This window comes from Amycolatopsis panacis, assembly GCF_003600245.1.
Lineage (GTDB): Bacteria > Actinomycetota > Actinomycetes > Mycobacteriales > Pseudonocardiaceae > Amycolatopsis > Amycolatopsis sulphurea.
Window position 1 is genome coordinate 51836 of record NZ_QZFV01000070.1, and the last position, 15757, is coordinate 67592.

Below are 15757 nucleotides of genomic sequence, written 5' to 3' on the forward strand. Positions count from 1 at the left end.
GCGCCGGATGACCCCGCAGGCCCGGCGCGACGATCTGATCTCCTCGGCGCTGGACCTGTTCGGCAGCAGAGCCCCGGAACTGGTCACAGTGGACGACATCGTCGCGCACGCCGGGGTTTCACGGCCGCTGTTCTATCGCTATTTCCCCAGCCTCCGCGAGCTGCAGGAGCAGGCTCTCCGGACGGTGACCGACAGCCTCGTCGAAGGACTCGCGACGCTGGAGGAAGGGCCGCCCGCCGTCCGTGTGCGCGCGGCCGTCCGGGGATTGATCGATGTGGTCGCGCACTACCGGGCCGGGTATGTCGCCTTGCTGCGCAGCGGTTCGGTGATCGCCACCTCGGACACGGACGCGGCGATCGACGAGGTGCGCAACCGGGCGGTGCGGCTGATCCTCGAATCGCTGGGGATCGCGGAGCCCTCGCCGCTCGTCCTGCTCACCCTGCGTTGCTGGACGGCCGTGGTCGAGGGCTCGCTGCTGTCGTGGCTGCAGGAAGGCACGGTGCCGCGAGACGACCTGGAGAGCTGGCTCTGCGACCAGCTGACCACCATGCTCGCCACGACCAAGGCACACGAAGGCTGAAAGCTGTGAAGGGCACCTTCACGGACGCTGAGTCCGTGAAGGTGCCCTTCACAGCATTTCGGTGGGGTCAGTGCTTGGGGACGTTCGTCCAGCCCTCGACGGCCTCCGGCTTGCGCGGGCCGGGACCCACGTACTTGGCCGACGGACGGACGAGGCGGCCGGTCTGCTTCTGCTCCAGGATGTGCGCCGCCCAGCCCGCGGTGCGGGCCGAGGAGAACATCGAGGGCATCATCCGCGGCGGGACCTGCGCGAAGTCCAGGATCACCGCGGCCCAGAACTCCACGTTCGTTTCGATCGGGTGATCCGGGCGGCGCTCCCGCAGCTCGGTCAGCGCTGCCTGCTCCAGCGCGGCGGCCACCTCGTAGCGCTCGGCGCCCAGCTCCTTGCAGGTGCGGCGCAGCACCCTGGCCCGCGGGTCCTCCGCGCGGTAGACGCGGTGGCCGAAGCCCATCAGCCGTTCCTTGCGGTCCAGGATGCCCTTGACCAGGCCGGTCGCGTCGCCGGTGCGCTCGACCTCCTCGATCATCGGCAGCACCCGGGCGGGCGCCCCGCCGTGCAGCGGCCCGGACATCGCACCGATCGCGCCGGACATCGCGGCGGCCACGTCTGCCCCGGTGGAGGCGATCACCCGGGCGGTGAAGGTGGACGCGTTGAGCCCGTGCTCGGCGGCCGACACCCAGTACGCGTCGAGTGCCTTGACGTGGTCCGGGTCCGGCTCGCCGCGCCAGCGGACGAGGAACCGCTCGGTGATCGACGACGCCTGGTCCACCCGCGCCTGCGGCACCGCCGGCCGGTCCAGCCCGCGCGCGGACTGGGCGACGTAGGACAGCGCCATCACCGAGGCACGGGCCAGCTGCTCGCGGGCCTGCTCGTCGGTGATGTCGAGCAGCGGCCCGAAGTCCCAGATCGGGGCGAGCATGGCCAGCGCGGACTGCACGTCGACCCGGACGTCCCCGGTGTGCACCGGCAGCGGGAACGGCTCGGCGGGCGGCAGCCCGTGGCCGAACCGCCCGTCGACCAGCAGGCCCCAGACGTCCCCGAAGGTCACCTTGCCCGCCAGGTCCTCGATGTCCACGCCGCGGTAGCGCAGCGCCCCGCCGTCCCGATCGGGCTCGGCGATCTCGGTGTGAAACGCGACGACGCCTTCGAGCCCCGGCCGGAAACCGTCGTCGGCCTGTTCGGTCTTGCTGGTCGTGGAGGTAGTCACTCTCGCGAAACCCTTTCGGTGCGCATTTCCCCGGCTGTAGTTCTCACGCGGACGGGATACACGCTGGCTCCTGGCGCGCCTCATCGCACGGTGGACAAACCATGCTCCTTCCACCCGCCTCGGGGCAACGGAAGATGTGGTGGTTTCGGTCACGATTCCGAGAACGATTCAGTCAACCCGGCACTCGGGCGGCAAGTTCTCCGGCGATCGGGGGTGAACGGCGGGTTGCGCAGGGGTGCCCGTGGTGCGGGTGCCCGGCTACTGCGAACGAGTCCTTTTGGCTCGGATCGCCGCGGCCACCCACGCGCTCGTCGCGCCACGGTGGTAAGACAAATGATCATGCATCTGAGTCCACAAGAGCGGGACAAGCTGCTCGTGCACGTCGCCGCCGAGGTTGCGCGGCGCCGGCTGGCGCGGGGCGTTCTGCTCAACTATCCCGAAGCGGTCGCGTTGATCACCGATCATGTGCTCGAAGGGGCGCGGGACGGGCGGACGGTCAGTGAGCTGGTGGCCGGCGGGCGCACCGTGCTCTCCCGCGGGCAGGTGCTCGGCGGGATCGCCGAAATGGTCGATTCGGTGCAAGTCGAGGCTACTTTTCCGGACGGGACCAAGCTCGTCACCGTGCACGATCCGATCGTTTAGGGGAGCCGGCTGTGCGTCCTGGTGAGATCCTCGCCGGCAGTGCGCCGGTGCCGCTCAATCCCGGGCGGCCGCGGGTTCGGGTGTTCGTGCGCAATCTCGGTGACCGGCCGGTTCAGGTCGGGTCGCATTACCACTTCGCCGAGGCCAACCCGGGGCTGGAGTTCGATCGCGAGGCGGCCCGCGGGCATCGGCTCGACGTGCCGGCCGGGACCTCGGTGCGGTTCGAGCCGGGGGTGGAGCGTGAGGTGGACCTGGTGCCGTTGGCGGGTCTCCGGCGGGTGCCGGGGCTGCGGAAGCGGGCGGGCTGATGCCGGAGATCGATCGCGTCCGCTACGCCGAACTGTTCGGGCCGACCACGGGGGACCGGATCCGGCTCGCGGATACCGATCTGCTCGTCGAGGTCACCGAGGACCGGTCACGCGGGCCCGCGGGCAGCGGCGACGAGGTGCTGTTCGGCGGCGGCAAGGTGATCCGCGAGTCGATGGGGCAGAGTGTGGCCACTCGCGCCGAGGGCACCCCGGACCTGATCATCACCGGTGCGGTGATTCTCGACCACTGGGGCGTGGTGAAGGCCGACGTCGGCATCCGGGACGGCCGGATCGCCGGGATCGGCAAGGCGGGTAATCCCGACACCATGGACGGGGTGGATCCCGCGCTGGTGATCGGGCCGTCCACCGAGGTGCTCGCGGGCAACGGCCGGATCCTCACCGCCGGCGGGATCGACTGCCACGTGCACTTCATCTGCCCGCAGCTGGTGGACACCGCGCTCGCCGCCGGGCTGACCACGCTGGTCGGCGGCGGCACCGGGCCGAGCGAAGGAAGCAAGGCGACCACGGTCACGCCGGGCGCTTGGAACCTGGGCCGGATGCTGTCCGCAATGGACGGTCAGCCGGTGAACGTGCTGTTGCTGGGCAAGGGAAACACCGTCCGCCACGATGCCTTGCGGGAACAGCTGGCGGCCGGTGCGGGCGGGTTCAAGCTGCACGAGGACTGGGGGTCCACCCCGGCCGCGATCGACGCCTGCCTCACGGTGGCCGACGAATCCGGTGTGCAGGTGGCGATCCATACCGACACGCTCAACGAGGCGGGCTTCCTGGAGTCCACTGTGGACGCGATTGCCGGCCGGTCGATCAACGCCTACCACACCGAGGGCGCGGGCGGCGGGCACGCGCCGGACATCATCCGGGTCGCCGGGCTGGCGAACGTCCTGCCGTCCTCGACCAATCCGACCCGCCCGCACACGGTGAACACTCTGGACGAGCATCTGGACATGCTCATGGTGTGCCACCACCTCAACCCGTCCGTGCCCGAGGATCTCGCGTTCGCCGAGAGCCGGATCCGGCCGGGCACGATCGCCGCCGAGGACGTGCTGCACGATCTCGGCGCGATCTCCATGATGAGTTCCGACGCGCAGGCGATGGGCCGGATCGGCGAGGTGATCATCCGCACCTGGCAGACCGCGCACGTGATGAAACGCCGCCGCGGCGCGTTACCCGGCGACGGCGCGGCGGACAATCTGCGCGCCCGCCGCTACGTCGCGAAGTACACGATCAACCCGGCCATCGCGCACGGGATGGACGGCGAGATCGGTTCGGTCGAGGTCGGCAAACTGGCTGATCTCGTGCTGTGGGAGCCGAAGTTCTTCGGCGTGCGCCCGCGTGTGGTGCTCAAGGGCGGGTTTCCGGCCTGGGCGGCGATGGGTGACGCGAACGCCTCGATCCCGACCCCGCAGCCGGTGCTCGCCCGGCCGATGTTCGGTGCCGCGCCACCGGTCGCGGCTGCGTCCAGCCTGCACTTCGTCGCGCCGGAAGCGTTGGATTCCGGCCTGAGGGAACGGTTCGGTCTCCGCGCTCCGCTGGCCGCGGTGGCCGACACCCGCCGTCGCGGCAAGGCCGACATGGTGCTCAACGACGCGACCCCGGACATCCGGGTGGAGCCGGACAGCTTCGCCGTGCACGTGGACGGTGAGCTGATCGAGCCGCAGCCGGTCGCGGAACTGCCGATGGCACAGCGGTATTTCCTGTTCTGATGGACGTTTCCGCGCTGATCCTCGCCGACTCCCGGTTCCCGGGTGGCGGGCACGTGCACTCCGGCGGGCTGGAAGAGGCGGTCTGCCGCGGCCTGATCAAGTCCGAACGGGACTTACCGGGATTCCTTTTCGGACGGTTGCGCACGGCCGGCGCGTTGGCTGCGACTTTCGCCGCCGCGTCCGCGCATGCCGCAACCCGTGGTGTGCACAGTGGACACTGGCGGCAGCTGGACCAGGAACTCGACGCACGCACTCCTTCGGTGGCGCAACGCGAAGCATCGAGGGCGCAGGGCCGCGGGACCGCCCGTGCCGGGCGGGTGGCCTGGCCGTCTCCGGTGCTGGACGAGCTGCTGGGCGTGACCCCGCGGCCGCATCACGCGGTGATCTGCGGCGCGCTCGTCGGAATCGGCGGCGGGATTCCCTCGGACGCGGCGATGGCGGTGGCCTACCTCGCGGTGAGTGGTCCGGCGAGCGCGGCGGTGCGGCTGCTGGGGCTCGATCCGTTCGCGGTGAACGCGGTGGTCGCCCGCCTCTCCGGTGCGTTGCGCGAAGTCTGCGCCGAAGCCGCGGCGAGTGCCGGTGCCGATCCGGCTGATTTGCCCGCTCCGGCGTCTCCGGCGCTGGATCTGTTCGCCGAGGAACATGCTCGGCATCACCAGGAAGAGGTGCGTCTCTTTGCCGGCTGAGGATGCTGTCCGGTCACACGGCCACGGTCACGTGCATGCGGTCGATTTCGATCCCACCGCCGCCGGTCCGGATCACTACGAACCGGAGCCTGCCGCCGGGCGTGCCTATCGCATCGGCATCGGCGGCCCGGTCGGCAGCGGCAAAACCGCGCTCACCGCGGCACTCTGCCGGGCGCTGGGCGGCGAGCTGAACCTGGCCGTGGTCACCAATGACATCTACACCACCGAGGACGCGGATTTCCTGCGCCGGGCCGGAGTTCTGGCTCCGGAACGGATCGAGGCGGTGCAGACCGGCGCCTGCCCGCACACCGCGATCCGGGACGACATCACCGCGAATCTCGATGCGGTGGAACGGCTGGAAGGCCGGTTCCCCGGCCTCGATCTGGTGCTCATCGAAAGCGGCGGCGACAACCTGACCGCGGTGTTCAGCCGGGGACTCGCGGACAGCCAGATCTTCGTGGTCGACGTGGCAGGCGGGGACAAAGTGCCACGCAAAGGCGGCCCCGGGGTGACCACGGCGGACCTGCTGGTGATCAACAAGACCGACCTCGCCGACCGTGTCGGCGCGGACCTGGCCGTGATGACCGGCGACGCGCACCGGATGCGCGGCGAACTGCCCGTGCTCGCGCAGTCACTTGTGGACACTCCAGACGCGCCGGCGGCGGCGGACTGGGTACGTTCGCAGCTGCCGGCGCGGCACGGGTGAAAGCGCACGCCCGGCTGGTCGCGTGCTTCGACAATGGACGGACGGTTCTGCGTGAGTTGCGCTCGATGGCGCCGCTCACGCTTTTCCCTCGGCGGCATTCCGGTGCTGAAGCCGTGGTGCACCTGGTCAATTCGGCCACGGCACCGCTGGGCGGAGATGAGCTGCACCTCGAAGTCCACGTCGGACCCGGTGCGTCGCTGCGGCTTTCCGGGGTCGCCGCGACACTCGCGTTACCCGGGCCGCGCGGCGAGCCCAGCTTGTCCACTGTGGACATAGAGGTCGCCGAGGGCGGTGCGCTGGAGTACCTGCCCGAGCCGGTCGTGGTCACCGCTCGCGCGAACCATACCGCGATCCTGCGTGCCGAGCTGGCGGAAAATTCCCGTTTTCACACCCGGGAAGTGCTCGTGCTGGGACGCGCGGGGGAACGGCCGGGCAGGCTGCGCAGCGTCGTTCAGGTGCGGCGTGGGGGAGTCCCCGCATTGCGTCAGACACAGACCGTCGGCGAGCCTGGGCTGGACGGTGCGCTCTCCGTCCTCGCGGGACACCGCGTGCTCGTCACCGATCTGGATTTCGGCGGCCCTGCCCGGCCCGCGGCATCGGGTCCGTGGTGGTCCCGCACCCCGCTGGCCGCCGGCGGCACGCTCGGTACCGCGCTGGCGACGGACGTCGTTGTTGCCAGGAAAAGGCTCTCCTGCTAGAAATTCTGATCCGTGGCCCGTACCTACGGTGGTATCCCGCCCGAACGAAGACGTGCCGACCGGCGGGAGCGCCTGTTGGGCGCGGCACTGGAACTATTCACCGACAACGGCTTCCGCAGGACGAGAATTACCCAGCTGTGCAGTAAGGCCGGGGTGTCCACTCGGAACTTCTACGAGGAGTTCGACAGTCTCGAAGACGTGTTGCGCACGCTCCACAACCGGATCAACTCCCTCGCCCTGCAGCACGTTTCCACGGCCTTGGACGAGGTGGCCGAGGCCGACGCGATGACCCGGATCGCGCGGTTGCTGGACGCTTTCGTGGCCGCCGTGACCGAGGATCCGCGATTCCCGCGGCTGAACTACGTGGAAGCGATCGGCGTCAGCCCGGAGCTGGAGGCGCAGCATCAGGTCTGGGTCGATCGCTGGGCCGCCTTCATCGAGATCGAGGCCCGCCGCGCCGCCGCGGCGGGGGCCGCACCCGATCGCGACTACCGGCTCACCGCGATCGCCATCGTCGGCGCGGCGACCGGATTGCTGCGCGAGTGGCAGGCGCACGAGCCGCCGCTGCCGGTCGAGGAGGTGAGCGCGGAACTGCGCGCCTTGCTGCCGGCCGCGGTCACGCACCGGTGACCTGGATCGATCCGGCCGGTGCGCAGGGTGGCAGGAGTCACCATTCGGTGGGTTTCGCCCGGCATCCGGAGCCAATACCGTCGGGCGGATACCCGTGAGCCGAGACCCCCACAAGGGGTGTGACGGAGGTTTGGGCCGGATGACGCCGGAGATCCACGAGGTGACCGAGGTGCCGGACGCGGTCGTGCGCCTGCCCGGCATGCGAGTGGCCTACGACGGTGCGCCGTTCGACGAGACCGCGCTGGCGGGCACCTGGACCGAACAGCTGCAGAGCTGGCTGAGCCAGGCGGTGTCGGAAGGCCTCGCCGAGCCCAACGCGATGGTGCTCGCCACCGCGGACGCTGAGGGGCGGCCCTCCTCGCGCACGGTCCTGTGCAAGGGCCTCGATGAGCGCGGCGTCGTGTTCTACACGAATTACACCTCGGCCAAGAGCCACGACCTCACCGCGACCCGCTACGCCTCGGTCACCTTCCCGTGGTACCCGCTGCACCGTCAGGTGACCGTGCGCGGCGAGGTGGAGAAGGTCGGTGCGGAGGAGACGGCCGCCTACTGGGCGCAGCGTCCGCGTGGTTCGCAGCTCGGTGCGTGGGCCTCGCCGCAGTCGCGGGTGGTCGACGGCCGGCGTGCGCTGGAGAACGCGCTGCGCACGATCGAGCGCCGGTTCGACGGCGTCGAGCAGATCCCGGCACCGCCGCACTGGGGTGGCTGGCGGATCCGGCCGGACTTCGTGGAGTTCTGGCAGGGCCGCGAGGACCGGATGCACGACCGTCTCCGCTTCCACCACACCCACGACGGCTGGCAGGTGGAGCGCCTCGCCCCTTAACCGTGACAAGGGCTGTGAAGGGACCCTTCACAGCCGCAGCGTCCGTGAAGGGTCCCTTCACAGCCCCGGGACAGGGGACGGAAATCACCTGGCTGGTGGATGATTAGCGAAGCTAAGCTCTGTCGTCGTGAGTGCTGACCCGGGGCCACCGCCTCGTCATGGGGTGCGCAAGCTCCTCAGCCGGATCGTCGTCGATACGCGTCCGCTCAAGATCGCGGCGTTCCGGCGGCTGTGGATGTCCACCGCGGTCACCGCGGTCGGTTCGCAGCTGACCGCGGTCGCGGTGCCCAAGCAGATCTTCGACCTGACCGGGTCGTCCGGGTACGTCGGGCTGAGCGGCGCGGTGGCGCTCGTGCCGTTGCTCGTGTTCGGGCTGTGGGGCGGGGCGATCGCGGACGCGGTCGACCGTCGCAAGCTGCTGCTGGTCACCAACACCGGGGTCGCGGTGACCTCGGCGCTGCTGTGGCTGCAGGCCTTCGCCGGGATACACTCGGTGTGGCTGGTGCTCGGGCTGCTGGCCGCCAACCAGGCGTTCTTCGCGATCAACATGCCCACCCGCGGCGCGGTCGTGGCCCGGCTCGTGCCGCCCGCGCTGCTGCCCTCGGCGAATGCGCTCAACACCACGATGAGCACCTTCGGCGCGGTGTTCGGACCCCTCTTCGGTGGCGCGCTGATCCCGGTGATCGGGCTGTCCACGCTGTATCTGGTCGACGTCTGTGCCCTGCTGATCACGCTGATCGCGGTGTGGCGGCTGCCCGCGATTCCGCCGCTCGGCGACACCTCGCGGGGTGCCGGGCTGCGCTCGGTGCTCGACGGGTTCCGCTACCTGGCCGCGCAGAAGGTGCTGCTGGCGTCGTTCGTCGTGGACATCATCGCGATGGTCGCCGGGATGCCGCGCGCGTTGATCCCGGAGATGGCGGAGCGCACGTTCGGCGATCCGCCCGGCGGTGGTCCGGCGCTCGGCCTGCTCTACGCCGCATTGCCGGCCGGCGCGGTGCTGATCGGGCTGTTCTCCGGCTGGCTGCACCGGGTGTACCGGCACGGTGCCGCGGTGGTGCTGGCGATCTGCCTGTGGGGCGCGGCGATCGCGGCCTTCGGGCTCGCGCACTCCCTGTGGCTCGCGGTGGTGTTCATGGCACTCGCCGGCGCGGCGGACATGATCAGCGCGGTGTATCGCCAGGCGATCCTGCAGACGGCCACCACCGACGAGATGCGCGGCCGGCTCCAGGGCGTGTTCACCGTGGTCGTCGCGGGTGGCCCGCGGATCGCCGACCTGACGCACGGCTGGGCGGCGGCAGCCTGGGGCACCACCGCCACGGCGACCGGTGGCGGCCTCTTGTCGATCGTGCTCGTCGTGGTCGCTGCGCTGGTGATCCCGGTGTTCTGGCGGTACCGCGCGCCGGCCGAGGAGAAGGACACGACGGCCACCGTATGAGCGGCGGCCGCCACACCCAGCGGCGGGACTTCGCCCGAAAGGCCTAGTATGCGAAGTATGCGTGCCTTACCGATCGCGTTGCTGGTCGTTGCTGCTGCCGGGCTTGTCGGTTGTTCGTCGGGAGGTGAGCAGGCCGCCGCGCCGAAGCGGCCGGCCCCGCATTCGTCGTCCGCCGCGGCGAAGAATGTGGTGGAAACCTGCTCGCTGCTGTCGCCGAACGACGTGGGCAAGGCGATCAACACCCCCGAGGTCTCCGCGAAACCGGGGCAGAGTGAGAACACCACCGGCAACGGGGGCAAGGCCACCAGCTGTGAGTACCAGGTCGCGGGCAAGCCGGCGGGTGCGCTCGCGGTGACCCGCTACGAGGGGCGTCACACCAAGCCCGCGGAGATGATCGCCGCGATCAAGAAGGCGAAGGCGGGCGCGGCCGACGTGCCGGGCTTCGCCGACGGCGCGGTGTACTACGTGGACGGGCAGAAGACCGCCACGCTCGCCGCGGCGAAGCTGTCCGGCGGGGTTCCGGTGGTCGTCAGCTACACCGGCCCGGTCAAGATGACGCAGGAGATGATGATCCCGCTGGTCCGCACCGCGGTCTCCGGCGCCTGAGTGCCGAAATGCTGTGAAGGGACCCTTCACGGACGCAGAGTCCGTGAAGGGTCCCTTCACAGCATTGGAGTGCGGGTGTGCGGTGGCCGGGCAGGTGCGGGGCCGGGCCGTCAGAGTCCACTGTGGACTGATCGGCGGCGCAATGCCTGGAACTCCACCGGACTGTGCGCGCTGAACACGGTGACCTCGTCGGCATGGTCGCGGGCGAGGGTGCGCAGCCGTGCGACGTTCGTTCGCCGGGTGCGGCCGTCCATCTGGTTGAGGTTCGCGAAAGCGCGTATGCCCGGCGGGCAATACGGCTGGACCGGGGCCACTTCGCCATGGAAGAAGTACGCGTCTCCGGCGTGCAGGAGCCAGCCTTTGCCGGTGTCGACGGCGACGCCGGCGTGGCCGTTCGTGTGGCCGGGTAGTGGGACCAGCAGGATCTCCGGCGGCAGGCCGCGCAGCGGGCGGACCGCGTCGAAGCCGAACCAGACCTCGCCGGTCTCCTCGTAGATGCTCCACTTTGGACTGTGCGCGAAGTGGTTCGTCCGGTAACGGGCCTTCTCCGGAAGGTTTTTCGGGTGGCCAGCGGCCCGGCGTTCCTGTGCGTGGACGTGCACGGTCGCGTCCGGGAAGTCGGCGAGCCCGCCGGCGTGGTCCAGGTCCAGATGTGTCATCACGATGTGCCGCACGTCGGCCGGATCGTGGCCGAGGGTGCGGATCTGCGCCACCGCAGTCTCCTCGGCCGAAGGGCGCCCGCCCACCATCGTGAGCATCGGCGCGCCGAGCCAGCCGCGCGGATCGGTCGTGGCATGGCTGCCGAGTCCGGTGTCCACCAGTACGAGTGAATCCGCGGTCTCGATCAGCAGGCAGTGCGCCACGAGCAGGCTGCGCCGGGCGATCCCCGGGTTCCCGTCGAAGAGCCGCCCGCCCGGCGGGTGCATGGTTCCGCAGTTCAGATGGTGTACGCGCATCAGAAGTACTCCCGTTCGACGGTGGTACGCAGATGGGTGGCTATGGACTGCGGCGGGGTCACGTCCCGCCTGATCTGCTTGCGTGGGCCGGTTTCCCGGCACGTCTGTCGCAATTGGACAAACAATGCCCCGCTCGCGGAGGTCGGCCCGGTCGTGGGGCGGCCCTGCCTGCCGAACAAGTCGGTGGCCGATTCGAGCATCCGGCGACGGCTGTCGGTACGGGCCATTCCGATCACGGTACCCGCGCCGTAACGACCGGTCCAATCATCCGGCGGACCCGCGTCCGGTCCGGCCGGTAGCCTCGGCGCCATGGCGAACCCCACCGGAGAGCAGTTCGAAATCACCCGCGGCACGGCCCGCGCCCTCGTCACCGAAATCGGTGCAGGGCTGCGTGCGTTCGAGGTCGGCGGGGTGCCCTACGTCGAAACGTTCGCCGAGGACGAGAAGCCGCCGAAAGGGCTCGGGCAGGTGCTGCTGCCGTGGCCGAACCGCACCAAGGGCGGCCAGTGGGCGTTCGAAGGCGAGAAGCAGCAGCTGGAGATCACCGAGGAGGCCCGCGGCAACGCCATCCACGGCCTCACCCGGCACCTGGAATGGGAGCTGCTGGAGCACGCCGAATCGTCGATCACCCTCGCCGTCGACGTCGCGGTGCAGCCCGGCTGGCCGGTTCCGCTGCGCGCCACGGTCACCTACGACCTGCAGCCGCGCGAGCTGGTGATCACACACGAGATCCGCAACGAGGGAGAGCAGCCGATCGGCGTCGGGCTGGGCACCCACCCGTACTTCCGGCTCGGCGACGTCCCCACCGACGAGCTGACGCTGACCCTGCCCGCCGCGCGGGTGCGGCCGTACGAAGGGGATCAGCAGATGCCCTACGCCGAGGAACAGGACGTGGCCGGCACCGAGTACGACTTCCGCGCGGGCAAGGTGCTCGCCGGGGTCGATCTGGACACCGCGTTCGGCACGCTGGCGCAGGCCGCGGACGGCACGCACCACCACGTGCTCGCCCACGGCGACCGGCGGCTGGTGGTCTGGACCGGTCCGGATTTCCGCTGGGTACAGGTGTTCACGCCGGACGAGCTGACCGGTCGTGGACGCGCTGTCGCGATCGAGCCGATGACCTGCCCGGCCGACGCGCTCAACACCGGGACCGACCTGATCGAACTGGCGCCCGCCGGGTCCTGGACGGGGAGCTGGGGAATCCGTGTCCCGTGACGCCTGAGCTGCTGCCCGAGTCCGCCGCCGGTGAGCTGCTCACCCTGCAGCGGGCCGCGTTCCTGATCGAGGCGCGGGCGCACCACGACCTCGATCTGCCGCCGTTGCTGGAGACGCTCGACCAGGTGCGGGCCGCGCTTGCCGACCCGGCGGTCACCGCATGGGGATTCCGGGACGGGGCGCGGATCGTGGCGGCGGTCCGGGTGCTCGTGCGTGGCGACGTCGCCGAGCTGGGCAGGCTGGTGGTCGCTCCGGACCGTCAGGGCGAGGGGCTCGGCACCGCTTTGCTGCTTGCCGCCGAGGCGGCCGCACCACCGGTGGTCACCGGCTTCCGGCTGACCACCGGTGAGTTCTCGGCCGGTCCGCTGCGGTTGTATACCCGGCACGGGTATCGCGAGACGCGCCGCAGCCCGGAAGGTGAGCATCAGCTGGTGCATCTGGCGAAGGTGCGCGACGCGCCCTGATTTCGTTAGCGTGTCGAACTATGGCGTACAAGGCGATTGTCGGGGGCTACGTCGTCCCCATCGGTTCGGCCCCGATCGACGGCGGCACAGTGCTTCTGGAGGACGACCGGATCACCCGCGTCGGCGCGGAGGCCGACGTCGAGGTGCCGGAAGAGGCGGAGCTGGTCGACGCTTCCGGCAGCTGGGTGCTGCCGGGGTTCATCGACGCGCACGCGCACCTCGGGGTGTCCGAGGAAGGCGAAGGCTGGTCCGGTTCGGACGTCAACGAAATGACCGACCCGAACGGCGCCCGGTTCCGCGCGATCGACGGCATCGACCCGTACGAGACCGGGTTCGACGACGCGCTCTCCGGCGGCGTGACGAGCGTGGTGATCAAGCCGGGCTCGGGCAACCCGATCGGCGGCCAGACCGTCGGCGTGAAGACCTGGGGCCGCAGCATTCTGGACATGACCTTTGCCGAGCAGGTCAGCGTGAAGAGCGCGCTCGGCGAGAATCCGAAGCGGGTCTACGGGGACAAGCAGACCACGCCGTCCACCAGACTCGGGGTGGCTTCGATCCTGCGCGAGGCGTTCACCAAAGCCCGCAACTACCAGGCGAAGCGCGCGCACGCGCTGAGCGAGGGCAAGCCCTTCGAAACCGACCTGACCAACGAGACCCTGGCCAAGGTGCTCGACGGCGAGCTGTACTGGGACCAGCACGTGCATCGCGCGGACGACATGATCACCGCCATCCGGCTGGCCGAGGAATTCGGCTACCGGCTGGTGATCAACCACGGCACCGAAGGCCACCTGATCGCCGATCTGCTGGCCGAACGCGAGGTCCCGGTGATCCTCGGCCCGCTGTTCACCACGCGGTCGAAGGTCGAGCTGCGCCACCGCAGCCTGCGCTCGGCGGGCATCCTGGCCAGGGCCGGGGTGAAGATCGCGATCACCACCGATCACCCGGTGGTGCCGATCAACTTCCTGGTCTACCAGGCGGCACTCGCGGTGAAGGACGGGCTGGACCCGGAGACGGCGCTGAAGGCCCTGACCGTGCACCCGGCCGAAATGCTCGGCCTGTCCGGCAGGATCGGCTCGCTGACCCCGGGCCTGGACGCGGACGTGGTGGTGTGGTCGGGCGACCCGCTGGACGTGATGAACCGGGCCATGCGCGTGTTCATCCGGGGCCGCGAGGTGTACTCCTTCGACGAGTCCACCGGCGAGGGCGTGCCGGCGGATCGGCGGTACCGGGAGGCGCGCTGACCCTCAATCGAGCAGCGCGTTGAGGTCGATCTCGCACGGGAACGGCTCGGTGGTCGTGAAGACGCCGGTGACCGCCGGGCCGTTCCGGTAACGGGATTCCCCGTCCTGGTGGCAGACCACGAGGGAGATCGGCTGGGTGAGATCGAGGACCCAGTAGAACGGGATTCCGGCCTCGGCGTACTCGCTGTGCTTGGTTTTGTGGTCGGTGCGCCGAGAGTCGGGGGAAGCGACCTCGATCACGAGCGGGACTTCGTCTGCCCGGAGCACCGGCTCGTCCCTGTTGACCACGGGACGTGTGGTGACGAGCAGATCGGGTCGGCGGGAGAAACCCGGAGCCCCGGGAGCGGCGAGAAGCAGATCGAGATCGACTCCGAATACCACGTCGTAGCCGGAGGGCGCTTGCTCGACCAGGTGGACGCCGAGCTCGAGTGCGGCACGGTTGTGGCGCGCGCTCGGCGTGGGCGAGAACACCAGACGGCCTTCGACGAGTTCGGTGTACCCGGGCTCGACCTCGCCGAGCGCGAGGTAATCCGTGATCGAGAGCAAGCGGTGCGGTAGTGCGCTGACATCCATGCCGGACACGCTAGGCGACGGGTCCGACACTTTTCGCGAAGATCAGGCGTTCTTCAGCGCCCGCGCGATCACCATCCGCTGGATCTGGTTGGTGCCCTCGAAGATCTGCGGCACCTTCGCCTCGCGCAGGTAGCGCTCGACCGGGAAGTCCCTGGTGTAGCCGGCGCCGCCGAGGACCTGGACGGCGTCGGTGGTCACCTTCATCGCGCCGTCGGTGGCGATCAGTTTCGCGATGGAGGACTGGCGCTGGAAGTCCATGCCGCGGTCCCGGCGGCGGGCGGCGTCCAGGTAGGTCGCGCGGGCCGACTCGACCGTCGCGGCCATGTCGGCGAGCAGGAATTCCATGCCCTGGAACTCGATGATCGGGCGGCCGAACTGGCTGCGGCCCTTCGCGTACTGCACGGCCTCGTCCAACGCGGCCTGCGCCAGGCCGACCGCGCAGGCGGCGATGCCGAGGCGGCCGGAACTCAAGGACGACAAGGCGATCTTCAGCCCCGAGCCTTCCTCGCCGATCAACCGGTCGACGGGGACCTGCGCGTCCTCGAACAGCATCTGCGCGGTCGGGGAGCCGGTGAGGCCCATCTTCCGTTCGCGAGGCGCGGCCGAAAGGCCTGGAGTCGACGAATCGACCAGGAGGCAGGAGATGCCGTGGCTGCCGTCACCGCTCGTACGCACCAGCGTGGTGTAGAAGTCCGCGACGCCCGCGTGCGTGATCCACGCCTTGGTGCCGTTGACGACGTAGTTGTCGCCGTCGCGACGGGCGCGCGTGGACAGCGCGGCGGCGTCGGAGCCTGCGTGGCCTTCCGACAGTGCGTACGCGCCCAGTAGCTCGCCCCCGAGCATGGCCGGCAGCCGGCGGTCGCGTTGTTCCTCCGTGCCGTACTCGGCCAGCGCGTAACAGGACATGGTGTGCACCGACAGCCCGACGCCGACGCTCATCCACGCGGCGGCGATCTCCTCCAGTACCTGCAGGTACACCTCGTACGGCTGGCCACCGCCGTCCCACTTCTCCGGATACGGCAGGCCCAGCAGTCCGGACTTGCCCATCAGCGTGAACAGATCCCGGGGGAAGCGCTCGGCCTCCTCGTCCGCCGCAGCGCGCGGTTTCAGTTCCTCGCGCGCCATCTCCGTGGCGAGGGCGAGCAGGTCTTCCGCTTCCGAGGTGGGCAGCAGTCGATCCACCGGCATGGGATCCTCCAGGAGGAGTACTCAAAACAGTACTGTGGGCCGTTCTAGAGTACCGCACCGGAGCGGGGCCGCCTCCCG

19 protein-coding genes are annotated in these 15757 nt (G+C 69.9%); 14 read left to right on the top strand and 5 right to left on the bottom strand.

Annotated elements, in window-relative coordinates; genetic code table 11:
- Window positions 1-7 precede the first annotated feature (7 nt).
- Entirely contained in the window at window positions 8-580 is a 573-nt protein-coding gene (locus D5S19_RS10410; RefSeq protein ID WP_120023138.1) for a TetR/AcrR family transcriptional regulator, read from the top strand.
- Between the two features lie 67 nt (window positions 581-647).
- Here D5S19_RS10410 and D5S19_RS10415 read toward each other — a convergent pair whose 3' ends face one another.
- The gene (locus D5S19_RS10415; RefSeq protein ID WP_120023139.1) at window positions 648-1787 is read right to left on the bottom strand and encodes a citrate synthase 2; all 1140 of its coding nucleotides are present in this window, start codon (window positions 1785-1787) and stop codon (window positions 648-650) included.
- Between the two features lie 339 nt (window positions 1788-2126).
- On the opposite strand from D5S19_RS10415, the gene D5S19_RS10420 reads away from it, so the two are divergent.
- The 10 genes from D5S19_RS10420 (at window position 2127) to D5S19_RS10465 (ending at window position 10042) form a co-directional block, all read left to right on the top strand.
- Window positions 2127-2429 (top strand): urease subunit gamma, encoded by a 303-nt coding sequence (locus D5S19_RS10420; protein WP_120023185.1) that lies wholly within the window; start codon window positions 2127-2129, stop codon window positions 2427-2429.
- 11 nt (window positions 2430-2440) lie between these two features.
- Window positions 2441-2737, top strand: a complete 297-nt coding sequence (locus D5S19_RS10425) for an urease subunit beta (protein ID WP_120023140.1) — start codon at window positions 2441-2443, stop codon at window positions 2735-2737.
- The gene (locus tag D5S19_RS10430; RefSeq protein ID WP_120023141.1) at window positions 2737-4458 is read left to right on the top strand and encodes an urease subunit alpha; all 1722 of its coding nucleotides are present in this window, start codon (window positions 2737-2739) and stop codon (window positions 4456-4458) included. The genes D5S19_RS10425 and D5S19_RS10430 overlap by 1 nt, the downstream gene beginning before the upstream one ends.
- The gene (locus tag D5S19_RS10435) at window positions 4458-5144 is read left to right on the top strand and encodes an urease accessory protein UreF (RefSeq protein WP_120023142.1); all 687 of its coding nucleotides are present in this window, start codon (window positions 4458-4460) and stop codon (window positions 5142-5144) included. The genes D5S19_RS10430 and D5S19_RS10435 overlap by 1 nt, the downstream gene beginning before the upstream one ends.
- Window positions 5134-5850, top strand: a complete 717-nt coding sequence (gene ureG / locus D5S19_RS10440; RefSeq protein ID WP_456061904.1) for an urease accessory protein UreG — start codon at window positions 5134-5136, stop codon at window positions 5848-5850. Before D5S19_RS10435 ends, ureG begins: the two co-directional genes overlap by 11 nt.
- Entirely contained in the window at window positions 5847-6548 is a 702-nt protein-coding gene (locus D5S19_RS10445) for an urease accessory protein UreD (RefSeq protein WP_120023144.1), read from the top strand. The genes ureG and D5S19_RS10445 overlap by 4 nt, the downstream gene beginning before the upstream one ends.
- 12 nt (window positions 6549-6560) lie before the next feature.
- Window positions 6561-7178, top strand: a complete 618-nt coding sequence (locus tag D5S19_RS10450; protein ID WP_120023145.1) for a TetR/AcrR family transcriptional regulator — start codon at window positions 6561-6563, stop codon at window positions 7176-7178.
- Between the two features lie 139 nt (window positions 7179-7317).
- Entirely contained in the window at window positions 7318-8001 is a 684-nt protein-coding gene (pdxH, locus tag D5S19_RS10455) for a pyridoxamine 5'-phosphate oxidase (protein ID WP_120023146.1), read from the top strand.
- 163 nt (window positions 8002-8164) lie between these two features.
- Window positions 8165-9436, top strand: a complete 1272-nt coding sequence (locus D5S19_RS10460) for an MFS transporter (RefSeq protein WP_120023147.1) — start codon at window positions 8165-8167, stop codon at window positions 9434-9436.
- A gap of 57 nt (window positions 9437-9493) precedes the next feature.
- Window positions 9494-10042 carry a hypothetical protein gene (locus D5S19_RS10465; protein WP_199730428.1) on the top strand — a complete coding sequence of 183 codons (549 nt, stop codon included), beginning with the start codon at window positions 9494-9496 and terminating at the stop codon, window positions 10040-10042.
- A gap of 110 nt (window positions 10043-10152) precedes the next feature.
- Here D5S19_RS10465 and D5S19_RS10470 read toward each other — a convergent pair whose 3' ends face one another.
- Together D5S19_RS10470 and D5S19_RS10475 are read right to left on the bottom strand one after the other, a co-directional pair.
- The gene (locus tag D5S19_RS10470) at window positions 10153-10998 is read right to left on the bottom strand and encodes an MBL fold metallo-hydrolase (protein ID WP_120023148.1); all 846 of its coding nucleotides are present in this window, start codon (window positions 10996-10998) and stop codon (window positions 10153-10155) included.
- Window positions 10998-11225: a hypothetical protein gene (locus tag D5S19_RS10475; protein ID WP_147397364.1), complete on the bottom strand. Its 228-nt coding sequence runs from the start codon at window positions 11223-11225 to the stop codon at window positions 10998-11000. The genes D5S19_RS10470 and D5S19_RS10475 overlap by 1 nt, the downstream gene beginning before the upstream one ends.
- Window positions 11226-11307: 82 nt before the next feature.
- Between D5S19_RS10475 and D5S19_RS10480 the strand changes: the two genes are divergently transcribed.
- Genes D5S19_RS10480 through D5S19_RS10490 form a run of 3 tightly spaced genes read left to right on the top strand, consistent with a single transcriptional unit; the run spans window position 11308 to window position 13918 of the window.
- Window positions 11308-12213: an aldose 1-epimerase family protein gene (locus D5S19_RS10480; protein WP_120023150.1), complete on the top strand. Its 906-nt coding sequence runs from the start codon at window positions 11308-11310 to the stop codon at window positions 12211-12213.
- Entirely contained in the window at window positions 12180-12677 is a 498-nt protein-coding gene (locus D5S19_RS10485; protein WP_120023187.1) for a GNAT family N-acetyltransferase, read from the top strand. The genes D5S19_RS10480 and D5S19_RS10485 overlap by 34 nt, the downstream gene beginning before the upstream one ends.
- A gap of 20 nt (window positions 12678-12697) precedes the next feature.
- The gene (locus D5S19_RS10490; RefSeq protein WP_120023151.1) at window positions 12698-13918 is read left to right on the top strand and encodes an amidohydrolase; all 1221 of its coding nucleotides are present in this window, start codon (window positions 12698-12700) and stop codon (window positions 13916-13918) included.
- Between the two features lie 3 nt (window positions 13919-13921).
- Here the strand turns inward: D5S19_RS10490 and D5S19_RS10495 are convergent, their stop codons facing one another.
- Both D5S19_RS10495 and D5S19_RS10500 read right to left on the bottom strand, forming a co-directional pair.
- Window positions 13922-14491: a Uma2 family endonuclease gene (locus D5S19_RS10495; RefSeq protein ID WP_120023152.1), complete on the bottom strand. Its 570-nt coding sequence runs from the start codon at window positions 14489-14491 to the stop codon at window positions 13922-13924.
- Between the two features lie 42 nt (window positions 14492-14533).
- Window positions 14534-15679, bottom strand: a complete 1146-nt coding sequence (locus tag D5S19_RS10500; protein WP_120023153.1) for an acyl-CoA dehydrogenase family protein — start codon at window positions 15677-15679, stop codon at window positions 14534-14536.
- Window positions 15680-15757 lie beyond the last annotated feature (78 nt).